The organism is Cryobacterium luteum (genome assembly GCF_900110125.1).
GTDB classification, from domain to species: domain Bacteria; phylum Actinomycetota; class Actinomycetes; order Actinomycetales; family Microbacteriaceae; genus Cryobacterium; species Cryobacterium luteum.
Genome location: NZ_FOCN01000010.1, coordinates 13,097 through 34,179, shown reverse-complemented (window position 1 = coordinate 34,179; position 21,083 = coordinate 13,097). Strand labels below are relative to the sequence as shown.

The window sequence follows — 21,083 nt, the reverse complement described above, 5'->3', positions numbered from 1 at the left end:
GTATGACCGGATCAGTCGCGGGTGGTGACCGGGCGCAGAATGAGGCCGAGCAGCCAGGAGATGATGCCGAGCACCAGGGCGCCGAGTACACCCCACCAGAAGCTGTCCACGACGAGGCCGAAGCCCAAAAATCCGGAGATCCACCCCACGAGCAGCAGCAGCAAGCCGTTGACGATCAAGGAGAACAGACCGAGCGTCAGGATGTAGAGCGGAAAAGCGACGACGCGCAGCACCCCGCCGACAACGCTGTTGACGAACCCGAAGATGAGCGCGATGAGCAGATAGGTGAGCACGCTGGCACCGGCGTCGGGGGCGTAGGGGGTGACGTGCACCCCGGTCACGAGCAGGGCGGTGAACCACAGGGCTACCGCATTGACGATCAGTTGGATCAGGAATCTGGCCATATCTCTACTATCTCACCGGCTCGGGGCGGGCGAAAGTCACGCGAACATTCATTCGCTATTGCGAATATATCCGAGCGTAGACTCACCGGGTGAGCCCTTCAGACCGACCCACCGTGCGCCTGCGCCCGGAGATCATCGCCCTCCCGGCCTATAAGCAGGGAAAACCGGCTGACGCCAGTGCCTTCAAACTTTCGAGCAATGAGAACCCCTTCGACCCGCTGCCCGGGGTCGTCGCCGCGGTCACGGCCGAAACGGCCTTCAACCGTTACCCGGATGCCTCGGCGCTCGCGCTGCGTGAACGCCTCGCCGCCAAGTACAGCGTCGACGTCGATCAGGTGCACGTTGGCTCCGGCTCAGTCGCGCTGCTGGCTCAACTGATTCTTGCTGCCGCCGGTCCCAATGATGAGGTGCTCTACTCCTGGCGGTCGTTTGAGGCGTATCCCTCCCTCGTGACGGTGGCCGGGGCCACGAGCGTGCGCGTCGCCAATCGTAGCGATCACGGCCACGACCTGCCCGAAATGGCCGCGGCCATCGGCGACCACACCCGGGTCGTCATCGTCTGCTCGCCGAACAACCCCACCGGAACCATCGTCACGAAAGACGAATTCGAGGCCTTCATGGCCGTCGTCCCGTCCGATCTGCTCGTTATTCTCGATGAGGCATATATCGAGTTCGTCACCCAGACGGATGCCGTGAACGGCCCGCCCCTGCTGGCTCGCTACCCAAATCTGGTTGTACTGCGCACGTTCTCGAAGGCCTACGGGCTCGCCGGACTGCGGGTCGGCTATGCGCTCGGCCCGGTGGACATTCTGAATGCTGCCCGCTCAACCGCGATTCCTCTTTCGGTGACAGCGCAGGCTGCCGCCGCCGCGATTGCCTCACTCGAGGCTGAGAAGGAGTTGCTCGCCCGAGTTCGGATCCTGGCTGCCCGCCGCGACGCGACCTGGCAGGCGCTCACCCGCCAGGGGTGGAACATCCCCGTGCCGCAGGGAAATTTTCTCTGGCTGCCGACCGGGGCTGAAACGACGAGCGTGGCTGAGGCGCTCGGTGCGGCCGGGCTCGTCGTGCGTCCCTTCGCGCCCGAAGGCATTCGAGTCTCAATCGGGGAGGAGGAGGCTGTGGCGACACTCCTACTTATGAGCGCGGATCTTGTCGACGCCCTTCCCGCCGATCACCCGGCTCGGAAGATAGGTTAGAACGGTGTCAGCCACCCGAAACGACTCGACCGCACCAGCTCCCGACATGCGCACTGCCGCAGTGACTTCCTCCGCAGCTGAGGCCTTCGGCCTCGATGGGGCCGAAACCTGCGTGCGCATGATCGCCCCGAACGGGGCGTTCGAGCCGAATGCGGCCGCCGAAGAGTACCTGCCCTATCTGGATCGGCTGACCGAAGCCGATCATCGACGGTTTTACCGCGACATGGTCGTGGTGCGCCGGTTCGACACCGAGGCAGCCAACCTGCAACGGCAGGGCCAGCTCGCCCTCTGGGTGCCGAGCCACGGGCAGGAAGCCGCCCAGGTCGGGTCGGCCTACGCCACGCGAGTGCAGGACCACGTGTTCCCCTCCTACCGGGAACACGTCGTTGGCATGATCCGCGGCCTCGATGTCGTCGACATTCTGCGCATGCTGCGCGGGGTCACCCTCGGCGGCTGGGTGCCCGAAGAACACGGAAACTTTCATCTGTACACCCTGGTGCTCGCCTCGCAGACCCTGCACGCGACCGGCTATGCCATGGGCATGCAGCTCGATGGTTCAACCGCGACCGGCAATCCGCAAACCGATCAGGCCGTCATCGTCTACTACGGCGACGGTGCCTCCTCACAGGGTGACGCAAACGAGGCGCTCGTCTTCGCGGCGAGTTACCAGACGCCGCAGGTGTTTTTTTTGCAGAACAACCACTGGGCCATCTCGGTGCCCGTCGCGCGGCAGTCCCGCACCCCGCTCTACCTGCGTGCCGGCGGTTTCGGTATGCCCGGCACGCAGATCGACGGCAACGACGTGCTCGCGAGTTTCGCTGTCACGGCCAAGTCGATGGACGACGCCCGCGCCGGGCACGGCCCGTCACTGATCGAGGCGCTCACCTATCGCGTCGGTGCCCACACCACCGCCGACGACCCCACCAAATACCGTGATCCCGACGAACTCGCTTACTGGGTGGCCCGCGACCCGATCGTGCGCTTTCGCAGCTACCTGCAAGGCCGGGGCATCGAGCAGCAGTTCCTCGACTCCGTCGACGAGGAAGCCGCCGATTTCGCCGCCGACACCCGGCGTCGGGCGCTGGAGGTCACCGGCCCCGAGAAGTCGGTGATCTTCGATAACGTCTACGCCGAACCGCATCCGCTCGTGGCTGAGCAAAAAGCCTGGCTGGAACGCTACGAAGCGTCTTTTGACGAGGGTAAGAATTGATGATCGCTGCTACCGACACGAGCGTGGCATCCGCTGCGCTGCCGATGACGAAGGCCCTGAACGCCGGGCTGCGCCGCGCGATGCTGGATGACCCCAGGGTGCTGCTGATGGGTGAGGACATCGGCCCGCTCGGCGGCGTTTTTCGCGTGACCGAGGGCCTGATCGCCGAGTTCGGTGACAAGCGGGTGCTCGACACCCCGCTCGCTGAATCCGGCATCATCGGCACGGCCATCGGCCTGGCCATGCGCGGGTTCCGGCCGGTCTGCGAGATTCAGTTCGACGGGTTCGTCTTTCCCGGCTTCGACCAGATCACCAGCCAGCTGGCCCGCATGCGCAACCGCCACGAGGGCGGCTTGATCATGCCCGTGGTCATTCGCATTCCCTACGGCGGGCACATCGGCTCGGTCGAGCACCACCAGGAGAGCCCCGAGGCGTACTTCGCGCACACCCCCGGACTGCGCGTGGTGAGCCCGTCCAACCCGCACGACGCCTACTGGATGATGCAGGAAGCCATTGCCAGTGACGACCCGGTGATCTTCTTCGAACCGAAGAGCCGTTACTGGCCCAAGGGCGAGGTGCGTTTCGGCGCGAGTGGAACTCCGCTGCACGCCAGCCGCGTGGTGCGGGCCGGTCTCGACGTCACCGTCGTGGGCCACGGCGCCATGGTGAGTGTGCTGCTGCAGGCGGCCGACCTCGCCGCAGCCGAGGGCATCAGTCTCGAGGTCATCGACCTGCGCTCGATTTCCCCGATCGACTACGGCCCGATTCTCGGCTCCGTGCAGAAGACCGGCCGACTCGTCGTGACCCAGGAAGCCCCCGGCTTCGTGAGTGTCGGAAGTGAGATCGCCGCCACGGTCGCCGAACGCTCGTTCTATACCCTCGAAGCTCCCGTGCTGCGGGTCTCCGGCTTTGACACGCCGTTTCCCCCTGCCGCCGTCGAGACGCACTTTCTGCCGAGCCCCGACCGGGTGCTCGAAGCCGTCGACCGCGTTCTCGCCTACTGATCATTCTTACTTTTACCAGCAGCAGGAAAGGCGCAGCATGAACGCGATGAAGTTCACTCTCCCCGACGTGGGCGAAGGCCTGACCGAGGCCGAGATCGTCGAGTGGAAGGTTGCCCCCGGCGACACCGTGACGATCAACCAGGTGCTGGTTGAAATCGAAACGGCCAAATCGCTCGTCGAACTGCCGTCGCCGTTCGTGGGCGTGGTCGGGGAAATCCTGGTCGCTGCCGGCACCACGGTGGACGTCGGCACGCTCATCATCACGATCAATTCCGACGCCACTGCGAGCACAGACCAGTCGGCGGCGGCTTCGGCGGCGGATGCCGCAGCATCCGCCGCCGACACCCTGGCAGCGACTGCACTGGCTGCAGACGTGAGCAGCAGCATCAGCGACGAAGCTCCGGAGCCGGTGCTCGTCGGTCGCGGCGCCACCGCCACGATGCCGACCCGACGTCGCCGGCACACCGGCGCTCCCGTCGCCCACGAGACCCTGGCCCCGCAAGCCCCGACGCGATCGCACTCCGAGCCGCTGGAACCGACCCGGCGCGCGGCATCCGCTGGACCGGTCATGGCGAAACCACCCATTCGCAAGCTGGCCAAGGACCTCGGCGTCGACCTGACGCTCGTTGAGGCAACCGGGCCCGTCGGCGACGTGACCCGGGAAGACGTGCTGCGCGGCGCGACCCAGGCCAGCGTGTTCCGCAACATTCAGACGCCGGAATGGCCAATCGATCGCGACGAACACATTCCGGTGAAGGGCGTGCGCAAGGCCATCGCGCAGGCGATGGTCAAGAGTGCGTTCACCGCGCCGCACGTGAGCCTGTTCGTCGACGTCGATGCCACCCGCACCATGGAATTCGTCAAGCGACTCAAGGCGTCCACCGATTTCGCCGGAATTCGGGTGTCGCCGCTGCTGATCATGGCCAAGGCCATGATCTGGGCGGTGCGACGCAACCCAACGGTGAACTCCACCTTCACCGATGAGGAAATCATCGTGCGGCACTACGTGAACCTCGGGATTGCCGCTGCGACCCCGCGCGGGCTGATCGTGCCGAATATCAAGGAAGCGCAGGACATGAGCCTGCTCGAGCTCGCCTCAGCCCTCGAGAAGCTCACGATGACCGCGCGTGACGGCAAGACCAGCCCGGCGGAGATGAGCAACGGCACTATCACGATCACCAATATCGGTGTGTTCGGCATGGACACCGGAACCCCCATCCTCAACTCGCCCGAAGCCGGAATCGTGGCCCTCGGCACGATCAAGCAGAAGCCGTGGGTCGTCGACGGTGAGGTGCGGGTACGGTACGTGACCACGATCGGTGCAAGCTTTGACCATCGGGTCGTCGACGGTGATGTCGCAAGTCGATTTCTCGCCGACGTCGCGAGCATCATCGAGGAGCCCGCACTGCTGCTCGAGTAGCGCAATCCCTGCTAATGGTTTTGACAATCATTATCAGCAAGGATAGTGTCGAGGAATGCACAAAAGATTTTTTATTGTTCCCGCACTCCTCGGGTCAGCCACTCTAGCTCTGTCGGGGTGCACGGCCGGCACCACAGCGAGCGCCGACGGGGGTGGCGACCTCAAAGTCGTCGCGACGACCACCCAGGTCGCCGACTTCACCCGCAACGTCATTGGTGACTCCAGCGGTGTCGACCTGACCCAGCTCATCCAGCCGAACCAGAGCGCCCACAGCTACGACCCCTCTGCGGCCGACCTGACCGCGCTCGGTGCCGCCGACGTGCTCGTGGTCAACGGTGTCGGCCTCGAAGAATGGCTCGACGATGCCATCGCCGCGTCCGGCTTCGACGGCCTCACGATCGATGCCGACGAGGGCATCACCATCTCCGACGTGGGAGCCGGAGCGGGTCACTCCGGTGAAACAACGGACGCACACACCGACGTCACCGAGGACGAGCACGCCCACGAGGGCGGCGACCCGCACATCTGGACGGACGTGCAGAACGCCGAGACCATCGTCGCGACGATCGCCGACGGCCTCACTGCCGCAGACGAGGCCAACGCGGCGACTTTTGAGTCCAATGCGACGGCGTATACGGCCCGGCTCAGCGCCCTCGACGAGTGGATCCGCACCAACGTCGCGACCGTTCCGGAGAGCGACCGGTTGCTCGTGAGCAACCATGATGCCCTCGGCTACTTCACCGCGGCGTACCACATCGACTACGTCGGCTCGGTGATTCCGAGCTTCGATGACAACGCTGAGCCGAGCGCCACCGAAATCGACACCCTGGTGGCAGCCATCACGGCGACCGGCGTCACGGCCGTGTTCTCCGAGGCCTCACTCAGCCCCAAAACCGCCGGGACGATCGCGACCGAGGCCGGCGTCACCGTCTACTCCGGCGATGATGCCCTCTACGTCGACTCCCTCGGACCCGAGGGGAGCTCGGGCGACACCTACATCAGGGCGCAGCTGCACAATGCAACGCTCATGCTCGAATCATGGGGCGTCACGCCCTCTGCGCTGCCCGCCGACCTGCAATAGTTAACCCGTGATCGAGAACACTTCTCAAGTAACACCCACAGCGAACGCTGCCGCCGCTCTCCGAGTGGCGGCGGCGTCGTTCGCGTACGATGCTGAGCCCGCGCTCACCGGGATCGACTTCATGGTGCTGCCCGGCCAGGCCGTTGCCCTGATTGGCCCCAACGGTTCGGGCAAGTCCACCCTGCTCAAGGGTATTCTCGGGCTCATCGCCCGCACGGCGGGTGACGTCGAGGTGCTCGGGCAATGGCCGGCTCCGGCCGGCTACATCGGTTACGTGCCGCAGACCGACCAGCTCGACCCGAACTTTCCGGTCTCGCTCGAGCAGGTCGTCATGATGGGCCGTTACCGCTCGCTCGGCTGGTGGCGCATGCCAGCCAAAGCCGATCGCCGGGCAGTCGCCGAGGCGCTGGAGACCGTCGGCCTGGGCAACCGCGCGAAGACTCGCTTCGGTGAGCTGTCGGGCGGCCAGCAGCAACGCGGTCTGCTCGCGCGCGCCGTCGCATCCGCCCCGCGCTTGTTATTGCTGGATGAGCCGTTCAACGGTCTGGACCAGGTCAACCGGGATGCCCTCATTGACACCGTGAAACGGCTCAAGAAGCAGGGTGTTGCAGTGCTGGTCTCGACGCACGACCTTGATCTGGCTCGTGCCGTGTGCGAGAGCGTGCTGCTGCTCAACGGGGCGCAGGTGGCGTTCGGGCCGCGCGACACGGTGCTGACTCTGGCGAACGTGCAGCAGGCCTTCGGGTCGGTCGGTGTGGAGATGGACGAGCACACCATCGTTGTTCCGGGCCACGGAGGTCACTGAATGGACCTGGCCATGCTGTTCACCGCCTTCGACCTGCCGTTCATGGCGCGGGCGCTGCTCGTGCTCGTTGTGCTCAGCCTGGTCGCCGGGCTCGTCGGTGTGCTCGTCAACCTGCGCGGGCTCGAGTTCATCAGCGACGGACTGACCCACGCGGTCTTTCCCGGGGTGGCCATCGGATTCGTCTGGGGCGGCCGCGACGGCCTGTTCGTGGGTGCCATGGTGGCGGCCCTCATCGCCGCCGTCGTGCTGACAGTGATCGTCAAACGCGCGGTCACCTCGGACGCCGCCATCGCCATTGTGTTCACCGCCATGTTCAGCGTGGGAATCATCGTGGTTTCACGGGAAACAAATTATGTCGGTCAGCTCGATGCCCTGCTGTTCGGACGCCTGTTGACCGTGAGCCCGGCCGAGGTCAATCAGACCGTCGTGGTCTGCCTGATCGCGTTGATCATCGTGGGGTCCACCCTCAAGGAGCAGGTCTTTCGAGCCTTCGACCTCGAAGGCAGCCGGGCAGCCGGATACCGCCCGCTCGTGCTCGACGTTCTACTCAATGTCGCCATCGCCCTCGTCGTGGTGGCCGCGAGCAGTGCCGTGGGCAATCTGCTCGTGCTCGCCGTGCTGATCGTGCCCGGCGCGGTCGCGCGTCTGGTGACCAATCGCCTGTGGCTGCTCTTTCCGGTCGCCGCCGGCTTCGCGATCCTGGCGGCATGGGTCGGGCTCGCGCTCGGCTACGACGCCTCGGTGAACGGTGGCGTCGACCTGCCGAGCGGAGCCACCGTCGTGCTCGTGCTCGTTGCGGGCTACGTGGTGGCCCTGATCGTGCGCCTGGCCCTGGACCGGACCGGCGGTCCGCGCCGAGCACGCCGTGTGGCGGTGGCGCACTGATGGGCTACTTCGAGCAGGCACTGCTGGCCGCGGTATTGATCGGGGCGGTCAGCGGCCTCGTGGGCACCCTCGTGGTCTTGCGGCAGCGCACCTTTTTCGCCCAGGCCCTCACCCACGCGACTTTTCCGGGAGCGGTCGGCGCGGCCATCCTGGGAGTGAGCATCCCCCTCGGCGCGGCGCTGGCGAGTGTGATCATCGTGGGCGTCATGACCATGATCGGGCGCGTCAAGCGGCAGGGCAACCAGGTGGCCTCCGGCATTCTGCTGACCGCGGGATTCGCCCTCGGCGTGCTGTTGCAGGGGCTCAACCCGTCTTTGCCGGTGAAGGTCGACTCCTATCTGGTCGGGTCCATTCTCACGGTGACCGAACGCGATGTGACGCTCGTGGCCGTCGTGCTGGTGTTCGCGGTGCTCGCCATCGTCTTTCTCGGCAAGCAGATCATGTTCTCGACCTTCGACGTGAACGGTTTTCGCGCGGCCGGCTACCGGGAGTGGCCCATCGAACTGCTGACCCTCGTGCTGATCACAGCCACCGTGGTGACCGCGATGCCGGCCGTCGGAGCCATTCTCGCGATCGCCCTGATCGCCGCGCCCGCCGCGGCCGCCCGGCTCGTCTCCCGCACGACGACCCAGATGTTCGTCATTGCCCCCCTGCTCGGTGCCCTGTCCGGCCTGGCCGGCGTGCTGTTCTCGCGATCCCTCGACGTGGCGGCCGGCCCGGCGATCGCCCTCACGGCGGCTGCGCTATTCCTGCTCGCCCTGCTGCTGCGGCGGCTTGTGCGCGCAGGAGGAGGCCCAGGCCCCGCGGATGCGAATCGGAGGTCGCGAACATCGCTACGGTTGAAGTCATGAAGCGAAACACCTGGCAGCGCGAGGCCGTGCGTGGCGCCCTCGACGCGAACGACGGCTTCGTCAGCGCCCAGGCACTGCACTCCGCCCTGCACGCGACCGGATCTCCCATCGGCCTTGCCACGGTCTATCGGGCGCTCGCCGACCTCGCGACCAAGGGCGATGCGGACTCGCTGCAGTCGCCGGAGGGTGAAAGCCTGTATCGCGCCTGCAGCACGAGCAAGCATCATCACCACCTGATCTGTCGCAATTGCGGGTTGACGATCGAGATCGAACCGCATGCCGTCGAGCAGTGGGCGAACGACGTCGCCGCCGCGAACGGGTTCACCCAGGCGGAGCATGTCGTGGACGTCTTCGGGCTGTGCGCTGCCTGCAGTGCCCTGGCCGCGGCATCCGCTTCGTAAACTATTCAGCGCTGATGCGCTGACGAGTTTGCAGGACGCTCTGCCATCGAGTAACGTAGGGAGCTGCTACGCCTGTGTGCGTACACTGCGGGCGTTTCTCTCCCGGCCTTGAGTTCGCTCGGGGCTGCTGTGGGGTTGTGCCCGTCGACAAGGGATCTTGGGAAGGGCACTCGCCCTTCGGTAATGGAGGTAACCATGGCATCTGTATGCCAGGTGACCGGAGCTGTTCCCGGCTTCGGACACAACATTTCGCACTCGCACCGACGCACCAAGCGTCGTTTCGACCCGAACGTTCAGAAGAAGACGTACTACGTGCCGTCGCTTCGTCGCAAGGTCACACTGACCTTGTCCGCAAAGGGCATCAAGGTTATTGATGCTCGTGGTATCGAGAGCGTCGTCAAGGACGTTCTCGCTCGTGGGGTGAAGATCTAATGGCTAAGGCTCATGACGTACGTCCGATCATCAAGCTTCGTTCCACGGCTGGAACCGGTTACACCTACGTGACCAAGAAGAACCGCCGTAACGACCCCGACCGTCTCGTGCTCAAGAAGTACGACCCGGTCATCCGTAAGCACGTTGACTTCCGTGAGGAGCGCTAAACATGGCGAAGAAGAGCATGATTGCCAAGAACAACCAGCGCAAGGTCATCGTCGAGCGCTACGCCGTCAAGCGCCTTGAGCTCAAGAAGGCACTGGTTGACCCGGCCGGCACCGACGAGTCGCGTGAAGCAGCTCGTAAGGGCCTGCAGAAGCTGCCGCGCAACGCGAGCCCGGTGCGCCTGCGCAACCGTGACGCCGTTGACGGTCGTCCCCGTGGCCACCTCTCCAAGTTCGGCATCTCGCGCGTTCGTTTTCGCGACATGGCGCACCGCGGCGAGCTGCCCGGCATCACCAAGTCCAGCTGGTAACTCCTGCTGGAAGCCGGTTTTACCGGCCCCTGCACCATAGAAACGGGATGTCGACTTCGGTCGGCATCCCGTTTTGTGTTCGGGCGGTGTTCACTGTAGCCCCTCTGATGTTTCGCGGAGAGCGAAAATCGGGTGCCACTGAGGGGGAAATTACCTTGAAATGGCCTAAAAACGCCGTAAATCCGGGGATTTTGGTGGATCAATGCTAGATTTCAACTCGGTCGAACCGACCAGCGGGGTTTCTCTCTCGAGGAGCATCCGTACTACGAATATCGCTGTTTTTACAGACGAAGGTCCGAGGAGGACACTCAATGGCTGACAAGTCGCTGAACAAGACCGAGCTCGTTGCCAAGGTTGCCGCTGACTCCGGACAGAGCCAGGCCGCCGTTGACGGCGTTCTGAACGCATTCTTTGCAACCCTGGCCGAGACCGTTGCCGCTGACGGCAAGGTCACCATCCCGGGATGGTTGGGCGTCGAGCGCACCGCAACCGCCGCTCGCACCGGCCGCAACCCGCAGACCGGCGAAGAGATCGCCATCGCCGCCGGCCACCGCGTCAAGCTGACCGCCGGAAGCAAGCTCAAGGCTGCCGCCAAGTAGCTTTTGCTGTAACAGAGGGGCGTCGGCTACGGTCGGCGCCCTTTTTTCGCGCCCGAAGGCATCCATTTGGCGGGTGCGGTCGCCAGCTGGCGACGGATGCCCAGGGCTGGGCGAATAAGCTGGGCTGGTGCCCCGTCTCGTCCGCGTTCTCGGACCGGCAGCCCTGCTGCTGGTCGCTGTGTTGTCCACCCTTGTCGCCCTGTCCTATGGCGGGGGTGCCTCGGCCCAGCTGCTCGCCGACCCCGGGCCGGTGGTGCGCTGGGGACTCCCCATCGCCAAGCTCGTGGTCAACCTCGCGGCGGCCGGCACGATCGGTGCCCTCGTGCTCACTCTCTTCGCGCTCAGCCCGAAGGAACGCGAGTTCGGTACCGCCCTGGACTTCGCTGCGGCGTCGGCGGCAGTGTTCGCCGTCGCATCCGCTGTGACGGGGTTTCTGACCTTTCTGCAGGTCACCAACGTGCCCTTCGGCGTCAGCGACCAGTTCAGCGCGACGGTCGGCCAGTTCTTCAGCCAGATCGAACTCGGGCAGGCCTGGCTCGCCACGACCCTGATCGCAGCCGGCGTCACCGTCTTGTGTTTCGCCGTGCGCAACCAGACTGCGCTGGTCTTCGTGACCGTGCTGGCCCTCACCTCGTTGCTGCCCATGGCCCAGCAGGGCCACTCGGCGGGCGCTGCCGGGCACAACGCCGCGATCACCGCCCTGGGTCTGCACCTCGTCTTCGCGGCGATCTGGCTGGGCGGCCTGCTGACCATCATCGTGCTGCGCACCCAGCTGGACGGCGAACGCATCCGCCAGGTGATCGGTCGGTATTCCGCGCTCGCGCTGGTCTCCTTCGTCGTCGTGGCGGCGTCCGGCTATGTCAGCGCTGAGCTGCGTATCGGTACCTGGGAGAACCTGTTCAGCCCCTACGGCATTCTGGTTCTGGTCAAGGTCATCGCGCTCGTGGCCCTCGGCGCCTTCGGGGCACTGCAGCGCCAGTTCTTCATCAAGCGGATGCAGCGGGCCGAGCCCGCGCGCGGCCGCTGGTTCTGGTGGCTCGTCGTGACCGAGCTCGGCTTCATGGGGCTTGCCTCCGGCGTGGCTGCGGCGCTCGCCCGCACGGCGACACCCGTGGCCCAGGTGGTCGCGACCGAGATTCCGCAGAGCACCCCGGCGCAGATCCTCACCGGTGAGCTGCTGCCGCCCGAACTGACCTTTTCGCGCTACTTCACCGAGTGGAACTTCGACCTCGCCTGGATCCTGTTCTGTGCCTTCGGCATCTTCTTCTACCTCGCCGGCGTCTGGCGGCTGCGGCATCGCGGTGATGCCTGGCCGATATACCGCAGCGTGCTCTGGATTCTCGGCATGCTCACCCTGTTCTACATCACCAACGGCGGTGTGAACGTGTACGAGAAGTACCTTTTCTCCACCCACATGCTCATGCACATGATGCTGACCATGCTCGTACCGCTGATGCTCGTGCCCGGCGCCCCGGTGACGCTCGCCGCGCGCGCCATCGCCAAGCGGCAGGACGGCAGCCGCGGTGCGCGCGAATGGATCCTCACCGCGGTGCACTCGCGTTTCGCTGGCATCGTGGCCAATCCGATCGTCGCTGCCATCCTGTTCGGCGTCTCGCTCTGGGTGTTCTACTACACGTCGATCTTCAGCTGGGCGACGACCGACCACATTGGCCACCAGTGGATGATCGTGCACTTCTTGATCACCGGCTACCTGTTCGTCCAGTCCCTGATCGGTATCGACCCGGTGCCGTTCCGGTTGCCGTACGCCTTCCGCCTGTTGTTGCTGCTCGTGACCATGGCGTTCCACGCGTTCTTCGGTCTCGCCCTGATGAGCGGCACCGGGCTGCTCCTGGCTGACTGGTACGGGGCGATGGGCCGTACCTGGGGCCTCTCGGCCATCGCCGACCAACAGATGGGCGGCGGCGTAGCCTGGGGAATCGGAGAATTGCCGACCTTCGTGCTGGCCGTCGTAGTGGCGATCCAATGGAGCCGCGACGATACCAAGGTCACCAGGCGACTCGATCGCAAGGCCGACCGTAACGAGGACGCCGAGTTGATCGCGTACAACGCCAATCTGGCCCGAATCGCCCAGCGCGACGCGCAGACCCCCGGCTAGCTGCGACCTCCATCCCCGGTGAGGGGGCGTAAATCGACCTTCCGGAGGCTGTTATAGGTCGATTTGTAACCCCTCACAGGCGGGTCGCGCGGCGGGCGGGCTCGGCTAGTGCAGTTGGATGGCGAGGGCGCCGCTGGGCTGCACGACAACGCTGAGGCCCATCGTGAACGGCACGTCTTCGTCGCGGATGTTGATATCGCCGTCGAACAGGGACTGCACCTCGACCACAATATGGGCCAGCCCGTCGGTGGACACCATTTCGAAGGACAACTCGCCGGCGGTCAGGGTGACGGGAGGATACGCCGTGATGGACCACGCCGGTGCGCCGTCAATGCGGTCATCGATGGGAAAGCTCATCGGGCAGCTGGTCGGTTGCAGCACCGTCTGGGTGGCGCATGCGTCGAGGAACTTGTTCAGTTCCGACTGCACCTGGGACACCATGGCCTCGTTGGGTACCGCGTCGACCTCGACAGCGGTCGGGCCGGCCGCTGTGACGCGCACCGTGGCCTTCTTCGCGGTGAGCATCGCCGACTCATGCTTGAATTCGTAGCGGTTCGGGGCGAAGGCGAGATAGGCGGCAGACGTGGAGAACGTGGCGGGGGCATCCGCTGCGCTGTGGGCGCGCGTGTCAAGAGTGAGGTCGTTGACCGTGAAGGATCGCTCGTGCAGCACCGATACCTGCAGCACAGCGAGGGGGCTGACGGTGAACCGCCAGGCATGGAACACGCCTGCGAAGGTGCCGGCCCGCTCAACGGTGAACACCATGCTCGACGCGGTGCCGTTCAAATCGAAGTCGAACACTACGGTCTGGGCGGTTTCGTCGTCGGTGGCCGCGGTGGCGGTCGCGCTCGCGAGCTCAATATTGTCGAGGCCGCCGAGAACGGATGCCCGCAGCAGCGTCTGCGGGAGGTCGCCCGCCGCCTCGTCGGTCAGCCCCCACGCCGTGAGGTCGGCTGTGTCGGGCATAACGCCGCCGAGGGCGAGGGCACCGACGGTATCGCCGCGGGCCAGGGCGTCGAGGTACTGCTCCACGAAGCCGCCGGCACTGTACACCGTGCGATTAAGGGCTCCGATCGTGGCCACGAGGCCGGCTGCCAGCAGCGCAGCGACCACAACGATGGCGAGAACGGCCCGGAGCATACTGCCGCGGCGCCCTCTCGCCCGCTGCTGCTCGGCCGGAATGGTCACGTCCATATTGTACCGGGCGTGCCGCTTCCGCGCCCGGTCCAGCCCCCGCGCGGGTTCGGGGCGGTTACAGTGGGATGTCCCCAATGTCGATAACACCAGTGTCGATAACACCAGTGTCGATAACACCAGTGTCGATAACACCAGTGTCGATAACACCAGTGTCGATAACACCAGTGTCGATAACACCAGTGTCGATTTCACCTGTGTCGCAACCAGCGTGCCGTATTCGCCTGCCAGAGAAAGTGTGCCGTGTCCGAGATTCCGCTCAGCCGTGAACAGGCGCTGATCTTCGCGGCCATTGAGGGTACGAAACAGAATGTCTTCGTCACCGGCCGGGCCGGAACGGGGAAGTCCACCCTGCTGAACCACCTGTCCTGGAATACCAGCAAGCAGATTGTGATCGCCGCTCCCACCGGCGTGGCCGCACTGAACGTGGGTGGGCAGACCATTCACTCGCTCTTTCGACTGCCGATCGGTGTGATCGCCGACAGCCCGATCGACCAGAACGACCAGGTGCGCAAGCTTTTGAACACCATTGACACCCTCGTCATCGACGAGGTCTCCATGGTCAACGCCGACCTGATGGACGCCATCGACCGCAGCCTGCGGCAGGCCAGACAGCGACCCTTTGACGTGTTCGGCGGCGTGCAGATCGTGCTGTTCGGCGACCCGTACCAGCTGGCTCCGGTACCAGGCGGCCCCGACGAGCGTGCCTATTTCGCCGACCATTACCGGTCGATGTGGTTCTTCGATGCGAAGGTCTGGCGTGACGCCGAACTGCGCATCTTCGAGCTGACTGAGATTCACCGCCAGCGCGACAACGACTTCAAGCTCATGCTCAACGCCGTACGCCACGGGCAGGTCACCCCCGAGATCGGCGGTGCGCTCAACGGCGCCGGTGCGCGCACACCGCCCAGTGAGGGCGTGATCACCCTCGCGACGCGCAATGATGCTGTCAACCGTATCAACGCATCCGCTTTGAAGAAGCTGTCGGGCAAATCGCTCACCGCCAAGGCGGACATCACCGGGGATTTCGGCGGCAAACAGTTTCCGGCCGACGAGGTGCTCGAGCTCAAGGTTGGCGCGCAGGTGATGTTCCTGCGCAACGATTCACCACTCGACGGTGGGCCGCGCTGGGTGAACGGCAGCATCGGCACGGTGACGAAGGTCACCTCCACCGTGTTCGTCGATATCGACGGTGACGTGCACGAGGTGGAGCCGACCGTCTGGGAGAAGTACAAGTACACCTACAACGCTGCGACCAAGAAGCTGAGCCGGGATGTCGTGGCGGAATTCACCCAGTTTCCGTTGCGCCTGGCCTGGGCGGTCACCATTCACAAGTCGCAGGGTGCCACCTATGAGCGGGCCGTTGTCGACCTCGGAGCTCGGGTGTTCAGCCCCGGCCAGACCTATGTGGCGCTGAGCCGGCTGACCAGCCTGGACGGGCTGTACCTGACCCGGCCGCTGCGACCGAGCGACATCATCGTTGATGAAAACGTCAAACGGTTCATGAATATCGAGGTCGTGCCACCGGTGGCCGACCTGGCGGGGCTCGATGAGTCGGGGCGCGACCCTTCGGGGTGAGGCAGATCGACCGGGGCCGAGTGTTTCGCGAGGGACTCTAGTGTGCCCCGTGGGAGCCTGGGTCAGGCTCGGTGACCTGCGTCACTCCGTGCGAACCGTGGGGTACCGCGTGGGAACCGACCTCGGTGGCGGCGAGGGCCGGGGTGGTGAGTGCCGAGAGCAGAAAGCCTCCAACGACGAGGCCGGTGAGAAAACGCCAGCCACCGGGTGTTGCTGCACGCAGTTCACCGGCCCCAGCGGCACCGACGGGTGTAGGGATCCCATGCGATGCGCGACGCAGTGCAATGGCCACCGTGGCGGCCAGAAAAATGTTGAACAGAGACGACACGGCCATCGGATACAACGGCAGGCCGGTCTGCGCGCTCGTGACGCCGAGACCGCTGCCAAGGGCGGCGGTCGATCCCCAGATGAAGACCGGGATGAGGGCTGCGCCCACGACGACGCGGGGCGCGATGACGCGGCCCGCGGCGAGGGTGGCGATTCCCCAGCCGAGTTCAGCGATGCCGAACCCGACCAGGAGAACCGACAGGGGAAGCGGAGCGGTCACGCCAACGGCCAGGTGGATCAGGGCGGCGCCGAGTGCGGCGAAGCCGAGCCAGATGCGAAGAACCGGGGACATGATGCTCCTGGGATAAACCTGCTGCGAAGGGATGGAGTGGGGGTTTGCTTAGACCGTCGCGTGGCTGCGAATTGTCTTGTCAGCGGTCAGGCCGACCCCGAGGAGCACGATCGCGCTGGCGAGGTGCAGAAAGTGGTCAGCGGTGTTGAGCGCCAGGATATTCAATGAGGTGCTCGCGATGAAGAAACCGACGATGCCAAGCAGCAGATACACGGCACCGATCGTCGTGTTCGTGGCTTTGGCAGCCATGGCGTTGGAGAGTCCGGCGATCAGCAGGGCTGCGCCGATCAAGAGGTGCGCGACGTTGTGCAGCGGGTTAACCTCGAAAATGCCGAGGAGTAATCCGCCTTCTGTGGCGATGAATCCGACGCTGCCGGTGACGGCGAAGCCGAGTAGTCCGACGAGAACGTAGACCGCGCCGAAGACGGTGGCGATCAGGCGATTGGGTGATGTGCGCATTTCAGGTGCCTCCTAGGTGATTCACGGCTAACCCGTGGTTGCTTTGTATTCGGAGCTCCATCTGCTTCGGATTGGTACTAATTGTGGCCCTGATGTTCCCCGAGCGGGTGGCGACAGGTCTGCCAAAATGGACACAAATCAGCGCGGCACCCGTCTGGGTGCCGCGCTGCTGTCTGCTGGTGGGTCAGGCTTTGCGGCGGTTCGTGATCGCGCCGTAGATGAGGAGCACGATGAGCGCCCCGACGATGGCGAGAATCCAGGTGGTCACCGAGAAGAACTCCTGCAGGTTCACGTTGAACAGGAGCCCGCCGAGCCAGCCGCCGAGTAGTGCGCCGACGACTCCCAGAAGCAGGGTGATAAACCATCCCCCGCCTTGGCGACCGGGCAAGATTGCTTTTGCAATGGCGCCGGCGATGAGACCGAGCAAGAGGAATCCGAGGAAACTCATGAGACTGCCTTTCCGTTGTTCGTGCTGTCAGGACGTCAGCGATGGATGACGGCGTACTGCCGCTCGCGTGAACCTATCCGTCTGCGTGCTCATCGTCAATGGCACGCAGAGGGGAGTTCGATTGAAATCTCGAATAGCGGATGCTGGCCGCCGCCGCGATTGCGGCCGGTCCGCTGGAACGATTCAATCGATCCAATAACGCCGAACCGAGCCTGGCCGGGCCGTCCTCCTCGTCGAACGATTAGGGGTGGCGGGTTCCGACTCCGGCCAGTAGAGCCCGGTAGCCCTCGCGATAGCTCGGGTAGCTGAAGGTGAATCCGGTCCGCAGCAGGAGCTGGTTGCTGAGGAGTTTGTCACCGCCGCGCTGGCTTTCGCGCGATGCTGGCTTGCTCGGCGTCGGCTGCGGCGTCGCCTCAGGCTTGAGGGTTGGCTCAGGCAGGCCGAGCTCGGCGGCGAGAAAGGTCAGGACCTCGTTGGCCGGCACCGGGGCATTGTCGACACCCAGATAGAGCGGTGCGGGCTGTTCCGGGCGCAGCAGCAGGTGAACAATCGCGGCGGCTGCGTCGTCCCGGTGTATGCGGTTGGTGTGGCGTGACTGGGTGGAGAGCTGGGCGCCGTCTCGCACCTGCTGGATCAGGCGTTCCCGGCCGGGTCCGTAGACGCCGGCCAGGCGCAGCACGGTGGCGGCGGGGAGACGCTGGTGCAGCATCCGCTCGGCTTCAAGCACGATGGAATCGGTGCCCGGCCTGGGATTCGCAGGGGTTTGCTCGTCAACCCGGCTGCCGTCGTTGACGTCATAGACAGCCGTGGACGACACCAGCAGCACGCGGCGGGGTGTGACGGCGGCGCTGGTCTCGTCGTGAGAGGCGAGGGCGTCGAGCAGGTTGCGCAGGCCGTCGAGGTATGCGGCGCGATAGGCGTCGATGGTGGGGCTGCCGGCGGAGATGGCGATGACGACGAAGTCGGTGTCGAGCGGGATGACGGGCTTCGTCACGCTGAGGTCAACGGCTTGGCCGCAGATCTCTGGCGGGAGCACACTCGCGTTGCGGCGCAGCCCGACCACAGGGTGCCCCAGGCGCGCGAATCGCAGCCCCACCTCGGTGCCGAGGTCGCCGCATCCGGCAATGAGTACCGTCATCACTCTCCTTGTGCTTGGTGACAACGCTAGCTGGCTTCGGCGCCGAAATGGACACGCCGGGATGGTCACCAAAACGTGGGATGAGCGTTGCTGACTGTTCACCCACGACAAATACTCTGGAGGAGTTCTCAGCCGTCGACTCAGAAAGATTAACATGATCAAGAAGATTGCAACTGGCGCTGTATTCGTCTCCCTGCTGCTCAGCCTCGGCAGTGCCGCCCACGCAGATCCGGCCGGCCCTACGGCGGGTCCCGGCGACCACGCTCAGGGCCCGTTCGCCTTCGAGCCCCTCGCCGCATCCGCCTACGGCCAGGCCAGCAGCGACTGGACCGTGCCGTACCTGGTTCCGGCCGGTTTCACGCAGACCCTGGTGAAAGACGAGACCGTGCTCGACGTTTACCCCGGCGTCGATGACCTGCACGACATGAATACTCAGAATGAGACCGGCCGCGAAGCCGGACGCTACCTATACAACACCTACGAGGTTGGCGCGAACGGCGCTGTGGCTGTCACCGATTTGAAGACCGGGACAACCTCGGTCATCGCCCAACGGGCCGACTGGAATCGGCTGGATGGCATCCGCTGGACGCCGTGGGGCAGCCTGCTGATCACCGAAGAGACGGCGGGCGGCAAGGTCTACGAGCTGTTCTTCGATAAGAAGGACCTCACCAAGGTCGTCAAGATCGAAGAGCGAATCGCGCTCGGCGTGTTGCGCCACGAAGGCATCGACGTAGACAAAGACGGCAACGTCTACGTCATCGACGAGCTCAACGGTGGCTCGATCTACAAGTTCGTACCCACCCAGAAGGGCAACCTCGCGGCGGGCCAGCTCTACGCGCTCAAGCTGACCGGGCTGGCCAATGCCGACCAGCTCTGGAACGCGGGCACCTTCGCGAACAAGGTCGGGGCCTTCAGTTGGGTGGCCCTCGATCAGAACCAGGTCGAAATGGATGCCGACGTCGCGTCGAACGCGGTCGTCGCGACCGAATTCGGTCGCCCCGAAGACGTCGAGATCATCGACCACACGCTCTACGTGGCCAACACCTCGGAAGACCGCGTCATCGCCATCGATTTGAAAAAGAGCATGCTCAGCACCTTCGTGCAGGCTGGGGTCAACGTGCCGGTCGAGAACCAGGCCGCCGGAATCACGGGATTCAACAACCCCGACAACCTGGCGGAGGGCCCCGATGGCGCCCTGTGGATCGTCGAAGACAACAGCTTCAGCGATGTCTACCGGGCCAGCACGCGCGCCAATACGGTCGGCAACTCCATCAACGTTGAGCTCTTCGCTTCGCTGACGGATCAGGGCGCCGAGACGACCGGCATCTACTTTGGAAAGAACCCGAAGGAGCTCTTCCTGAGCGTGCAGCACCCCGACAAGGCGCTCGCTGACGGCATCTGGAAGATCAGCAAACGCTAAGCCCGACCTGGCTTCGACGCGCCGCCCGGTAGTCGCTTCGGCGCCCGGGTGGCGCGTTCGTCTACGACGGCCGCGCCATCGGCCGACTGCGCGCCAAATCGCGGTTGTTACCATGAAGCCATGCCAATTATTCCTGACACGTCTGACTGGACCTGGGTGCTCGAACGCCCCTGCCCCGCCTGTGGATTTCGGGCGAACGAGGTGGACTTCGAGAGCCTGCCGCGCCTGATCCGCGCGAACGCCGCAACCTGGCCGGGCGTGCTGACGCAAACGGATGCTGCGGTGCGTCCGAACGATCACACCTGGTCAGCCCTCGAATACGCGGCTCACGTGCGTGATGTCTGTCGCCTGTTCGACGAGCGCCTGCGCCTCATCCTCGACGACGACGACCCGTTGCTGGCGAACTGGGACCAGGACGCCACGGCGATCGCGGAGCGGTACGACTTACAGGATCCGCAGACCGTGGGACGCGAGCTCGTGGCAGCCGCTTCAAGCGTGGCCGAGAGTTTCGCCGCCGTACCAGCGGATGCCCGCCAGCGCACCGCCCGCCGCAGCGACGGGCCGTCGTTCACCGTGGCGACTTTCGGCGCGTACTTTCTGCACGACATCGTGCACCATCGGCACGACGTGGGCGCTGACTAAGAGGCGCCTGTCATTTTTCGAAGTCGTGTGCACAACTATGCCGACGTCGGCACAAGCACAAATGTTCACACTCGCCTGCACAGCTCGCGCCGGCCAGCGACGAACTTACTTCAATTCCCCGGCCGGTGGGCGTCTGGCCGGCACGGCGCCGGCTGACTGCAACGACCGCGCCGCATCCGGACTTCCCCGGCGCCGGCCCACCTCCACCGGATTTAGCGCCCGAATCCGCCGCTCCACACTGCTCCGAGACGGAACCGGGAGTGCTTGAGCCCGGCACTCCATCGCCATGTCATGGGTTCACATTCGTCTGCACAAGCCCGAAAACTCAGGGGCTGTTATGCAAACGACTTCGAAAAATACAGGCAGCTCGGCGAACTCGGCCGCTTCGCTCGCCGGGACAATGTCGCCAGCCGTTTTGGCGAGCGGCTCGCGCATGGACTCGTTGAAAGCCTCGATCAGTCGGAGCTGTCGCGCCAGAGCGCGGGCGTGAGGCCGAGCGTGGTGCCCATGCGGCAGGTATAGCCGGGCTCGACCTTCGGCGGCGGGAGGGGCATCGACAGGCTCAACCTACGAGGCGTGTCTGGCCCACATGAACGTTGGGAGAATACGACTCCTTGCTGGATGCTGGGCGAATAAGGTACCCCCTACTGTTGGGGTAGACAGATTCGATTCGTTGGAACCGGTCCCGTGGGGCGTGCACATGTGT

At 64.8% G+C, this 21,083-nt stretch carries 23 protein-coding genes; 17 read left to right on the top strand and 6 right to left on the bottom strand.

Features of this window, described 5'->3' with window-relative positions; all coding sequences use genetic code 11:
- Positions 1-11 precede the first annotated feature (11 nt).
- Positions 12-404: a phage holin family protein gene (locus BMW72_RS11175; protein WP_092110550.1), complete on the bottom strand. Its 393-nt coding sequence runs from the start codon at positions 402-404 to the stop codon at positions 12-14.
- Between the two features lie 89 nt (positions 405-493).
- Between BMW72_RS11175 and BMW72_RS11170 the strand changes: the two genes are divergently transcribed.
- From BMW72_RS11170 to BMW72_RS11105, 14 genes are all read left to right on the top strand, one after another.
- On the top strand, positions 494-1,600 hold the full coding sequence (locus BMW72_RS11170; protein ID WP_241983778.1) for a histidinol-phosphate transaminase: 1,107 nt from the start codon (positions 494-496) through the stop codon (positions 1,598-1,600).
- Between the two features lie 118 nt (positions 1,601-1,718).
- On the top strand, positions 1,719-2,810 hold the full coding sequence (locus tag BMW72_RS11165; protein ID WP_241983783.1) for a thiamine pyrophosphate-dependent dehydrogenase E1 component subunit alpha: 1,092 nt from the start codon (positions 1,719-1,721) through the stop codon (positions 2,808-2,810).
- On the top strand, positions 2,810-3,814 hold the full coding sequence (locus tag BMW72_RS11160) for an alpha-ketoacid dehydrogenase subunit beta (protein WP_092110547.1): 1,005 nt from the start codon (positions 2,810-2,812) through the stop codon (positions 3,812-3,814). Before BMW72_RS11165 ends, BMW72_RS11160 begins: the two co-directional genes overlap by 1 nt.
- Positions 3,815-3,851: 37 nt before the next feature.
- Positions 3,852-5,234: a dihydrolipoamide acetyltransferase family protein gene (locus BMW72_RS11155; protein WP_092110546.1), complete on the top strand. Its 1,383-nt coding sequence runs from the start codon at positions 3,852-3,854 to the stop codon at positions 5,232-5,234.
- A gap of 55 nt (positions 5,235-5,289) precedes the next feature.
- The gene (locus tag BMW72_RS11150; RefSeq protein WP_092110545.1) at positions 5,290-6,315 is read left to right on the top strand and encodes a metal ABC transporter substrate-binding protein; all 1,026 of its coding nucleotides are present in this window, start codon (positions 5,290-5,292) and stop codon (positions 6,313-6,315) included.
- A 7-nt stretch (positions 6,316-6,322) separates the two neighbouring features.
- Positions 6,323-7,120 carry a metal ABC transporter ATP-binding protein gene (locus BMW72_RS11145; protein ID WP_241983777.1) on the top strand — a complete coding sequence of 266 codons (798 nt, stop codon included), beginning with the start codon at positions 6,323-6,325 and terminating at the stop codon, positions 7,118-7,120.
- Entirely contained in the window at positions 7,121-8,005 is an 885-nt protein-coding gene (locus BMW72_RS11140) for a metal ABC transporter permease (protein WP_092110543.1), read from the top strand.
- Positions 8,005-8,856, top strand: a complete 852-nt coding sequence (locus BMW72_RS11135) for a metal ABC transporter permease (protein WP_092110541.1) — start codon at positions 8,005-8,007, stop codon at positions 8,854-8,856. Before BMW72_RS11140 ends, BMW72_RS11135 begins: the two co-directional genes overlap by 1 nt.
- A complete protein-coding gene (locus BMW72_RS11130; RefSeq protein ID WP_092110539.1) occupies positions 8,853-9,257 on the top strand; it encodes a Fur family transcriptional regulator in 405 nt (134 codons plus the stop codon). Before BMW72_RS11135 ends, BMW72_RS11130 begins: the two co-directional genes overlap by 4 nt.
- Positions 9,258-9,452: 195 nt before the next feature.
- Positions 9,453-9,689, top strand: coding sequence for a 50S ribosomal protein L28 (rpmB, locus tag BMW72_RS11125; protein WP_035835252.1), 237 nt, complete (start codon positions 9,453-9,455; stop codon positions 9,687-9,689).
- The gene (gene rpmG / locus BMW72_RS11120; RefSeq protein WP_035880539.1) at positions 9,689-9,856 is read left to right on the top strand and encodes a 50S ribosomal protein L33; all 168 of its coding nucleotides are present in this window, start codon (positions 9,689-9,691) and stop codon (positions 9,854-9,856) included. Before rpmB ends, rpmG begins: the two co-directional genes overlap by 1 nt.
- A gap of 2 nt (positions 9,857-9,858) precedes the next feature.
- Positions 9,859-10,164, top strand: a complete 306-nt coding sequence (gene rpsN / locus BMW72_RS11115) for a 30S ribosomal protein S14 (protein ID WP_092110538.1) — start codon at positions 9,859-9,861, stop codon at positions 10,162-10,164.
- 311 nt (positions 10,165-10,475) lie between these two features.
- Positions 10,476-10,763, top strand: coding sequence for an HU family DNA-binding protein (locus BMW72_RS11110; protein WP_035835256.1), 288 nt, complete (start codon positions 10,476-10,478; stop codon positions 10,761-10,763).
- A 127-nt stretch (positions 10,764-10,890) separates the two neighbouring features.
- Complete coding sequence (locus BMW72_RS11105) at positions 10,891-12,879, top strand: bifunctional copper resistance protein CopD/cytochrome c oxidase assembly protein (protein ID WP_092110536.1); 1,989 nt, start codon at positions 10,891-10,893, stop codon at positions 12,877-12,879.
- Positions 12,880-12,984: 105 nt separating this feature from the next.
- On the opposite strand, the gene BMW72_RS11100 is transcribed toward BMW72_RS11105, so the two are convergent.
- Positions 12,985-14,067 carry a hypothetical protein gene (locus BMW72_RS11100; RefSeq protein ID WP_134361120.1) on the bottom strand — a complete coding sequence of 361 codons (1,083 nt, stop codon included), beginning with the start codon at positions 14,065-14,067 and terminating at the stop codon, positions 12,985-12,987.
- Between the two features lie 249 nt (positions 14,068-14,316).
- Between BMW72_RS11100 and BMW72_RS11095 the strand changes: the two genes are divergently transcribed.
- Positions 14,317-15,651 carry an ATP-dependent DNA helicase gene (locus BMW72_RS11095; protein ID WP_092110532.1) on the top strand — a complete coding sequence of 445 codons (1,335 nt, stop codon included), beginning with the start codon at positions 14,317-14,319 and terminating at the stop codon, positions 15,649-15,651.
- A 37-nt stretch (positions 15,652-15,688) separates the two neighbouring features.
- On the opposite strand, the gene BMW72_RS11090 is transcribed toward BMW72_RS11095, so the two are convergent.
- The 4 genes from BMW72_RS11090 to BMW72_RS11075 form a co-directional block, all read right to left on the bottom strand.
- Positions 15,689-16,270 (bottom strand): hypothetical protein, encoded by a 582-nt coding sequence (locus tag BMW72_RS11090; RefSeq protein WP_092110530.1) that lies wholly within the window; start codon positions 16,268-16,270, stop codon positions 15,689-15,691.
- A gap of 48 nt (positions 16,271-16,318) precedes the next feature.
- Entirely contained in the window at positions 16,319-16,729 is a 411-nt protein-coding gene (locus tag BMW72_RS11085) for a DUF4383 domain-containing protein (protein WP_092110528.1), read from the bottom strand.
- A 184-nt stretch (positions 16,730-16,913) separates the two neighbouring features.
- The gene (locus BMW72_RS11080) at positions 16,914-17,177 is read right to left on the bottom strand and encodes a GlsB/YeaQ/YmgE family stress response membrane protein (RefSeq protein WP_092110526.1); all 264 of its coding nucleotides are present in this window, start codon (positions 17,175-17,177) and stop codon (positions 16,914-16,916) included.
- Between the two features lie 241 nt (positions 17,178-17,418).
- The gene (locus BMW72_RS11075; protein WP_092110524.1) at positions 17,419-18,315 is read right to left on the bottom strand and encodes an NAD-dependent epimerase/dehydratase family protein; all 897 of its coding nucleotides are present in this window, start codon (positions 18,313-18,315) and stop codon (positions 17,419-17,421) included.
- Between the two features lie 154 nt (positions 18,316-18,469).
- On the opposite strand from BMW72_RS11075, the gene BMW72_RS11070 reads away from it, so the two are divergent.
- Positions 18,470-19,735 carry an alkaline phosphatase PhoX gene (locus BMW72_RS11070; RefSeq protein WP_092110522.1) on the top strand — a complete coding sequence of 422 codons (1,266 nt, stop codon included), beginning with the start codon at positions 18,470-18,472 and terminating at the stop codon, positions 19,733-19,735.
- A 120-nt stretch (positions 19,736-19,855) separates the two neighbouring features.
- Positions 19,856-20,377 carry a DinB family protein gene (locus BMW72_RS11065; protein WP_092110520.1) on the top strand — a complete coding sequence of 174 codons (522 nt, stop codon included), beginning with the start codon at positions 19,856-19,858 and terminating at the stop codon, positions 20,375-20,377.
- Positions 20,378-21,083 lie beyond the last annotated feature (706 nt).

What these genes read in the sequence shown, in the direction of transcription:
- BMW72_RS11175 (WP_092110550.1), bottom strand. Translation starts at nt 404, where the DNA reads ATGGCCAGATTCCTGATCCAACTGATCGTCAATGCGGTAGCCCTGTGG.
- BMW72_RS11165 (WP_241983783.1), top strand. Translation starts at nt 1,719, where the DNA reads ATGATCGCCCCGAACGGGGCGTTCGAGCCGAATGCGGCCGCCGAAGAG.
- BMW72_RS11160 (WP_092110547.1), top strand. Translation starts at nt 2,810, where the DNA reads ATGATCGCTGCTACCGACACGAGCGTGGCATCCGCTGCGCTGCCGATG.
- BMW72_RS11155 (WP_092110546.1), top strand. Translation starts at nt 3,852, where the DNA reads ATGAACGCGATGAAGTTCACTCTCCCCGACGTGGGCGAAGGCCTGACC.
- BMW72_RS11150 (WP_092110545.1), top strand. Translation starts at nt 5,290, where the DNA reads ATGCACAAAAGATTTTTTATTGTTCCCGCACTCCTCGGGTCAGCCACT.
- BMW72_RS11140 (WP_092110543.1), top strand. Translation starts at nt 7,121, where the DNA reads ATGGACCTGGCCATGCTGTTCACCGCCTTCGACCTGCCGTTCATGGCG.
- BMW72_RS11135 (WP_092110541.1), top strand. Translation starts at nt 8,005, where the DNA reads ATGGGCTACTTCGAGCAGGCACTGCTGGCCGCGGTATTGATCGGGGCG.
- BMW72_RS11130 (WP_092110539.1), top strand. Translation starts at nt 8,853, where the DNA reads ATGAAGCGAAACACCTGGCAGCGCGAGGCCGTGCGTGGCGCCCTCGAC.
- rpmB (WP_035835252.1), top strand. Translation starts at nt 9,453, where the DNA reads ATGGCATCTGTATGCCAGGTGACCGGAGCTGTTCCCGGCTTCGGACAC.
- rpmG (WP_035880539.1), top strand. Translation starts at nt 9,689, where the DNA reads ATGGCTAAGGCTCATGACGTACGTCCGATCATCAAGCTTCGTTCCACG.
- rpsN (WP_092110538.1), top strand. Translation starts at nt 9,859, where the DNA reads ATGGCGAAGAAGAGCATGATTGCCAAGAACAACCAGCGCAAGGTCATC.
- BMW72_RS11110 (WP_035835256.1), top strand. Translation starts at nt 10,476, where the DNA reads ATGGCTGACAAGTCGCTGAACAAGACCGAGCTCGTTGCCAAGGTTGCC.
- BMW72_RS11090 (WP_092110530.1), bottom strand. Translation starts at nt 16,270, where the DNA reads ATGTCCCCGGTTCTTCGCATCTGGCTCGGCTTCGCCGCACTCGGCGCC.
- BMW72_RS11085 (WP_092110528.1), bottom strand. Translation starts at nt 16,729, where the DNA reads ATGCGCACATCACCCAATCGCCTGATCGCCACCGTCTTCGGCGCGGTC.
- BMW72_RS11080 (WP_092110526.1), bottom strand. Translation starts at nt 17,177, where the DNA reads ATGAGTTTCCTCGGATTCCTCTTGCTCGGTCTCATCGCCGGCGCCATT.
- BMW72_RS11075 (WP_092110524.1), bottom strand. Translation starts at nt 18,315, where the DNA reads ATGACGGTACTCATTGCCGGATGCGGCGACCTCGGCACCGAGGTGGGG.
- BMW72_RS11070 (WP_092110522.1), top strand. Translation starts at nt 18,470, where the DNA reads ATGATCAAGAAGATTGCAACTGGCGCTGTATTCGTCTCCCTGCTGCTC.
- BMW72_RS11065 (WP_092110520.1), top strand. Translation starts at nt 19,856, where the DNA reads ATGCCAATTATTCCTGACACGTCTGACTGGACCTGGGTGCTCGAACGC.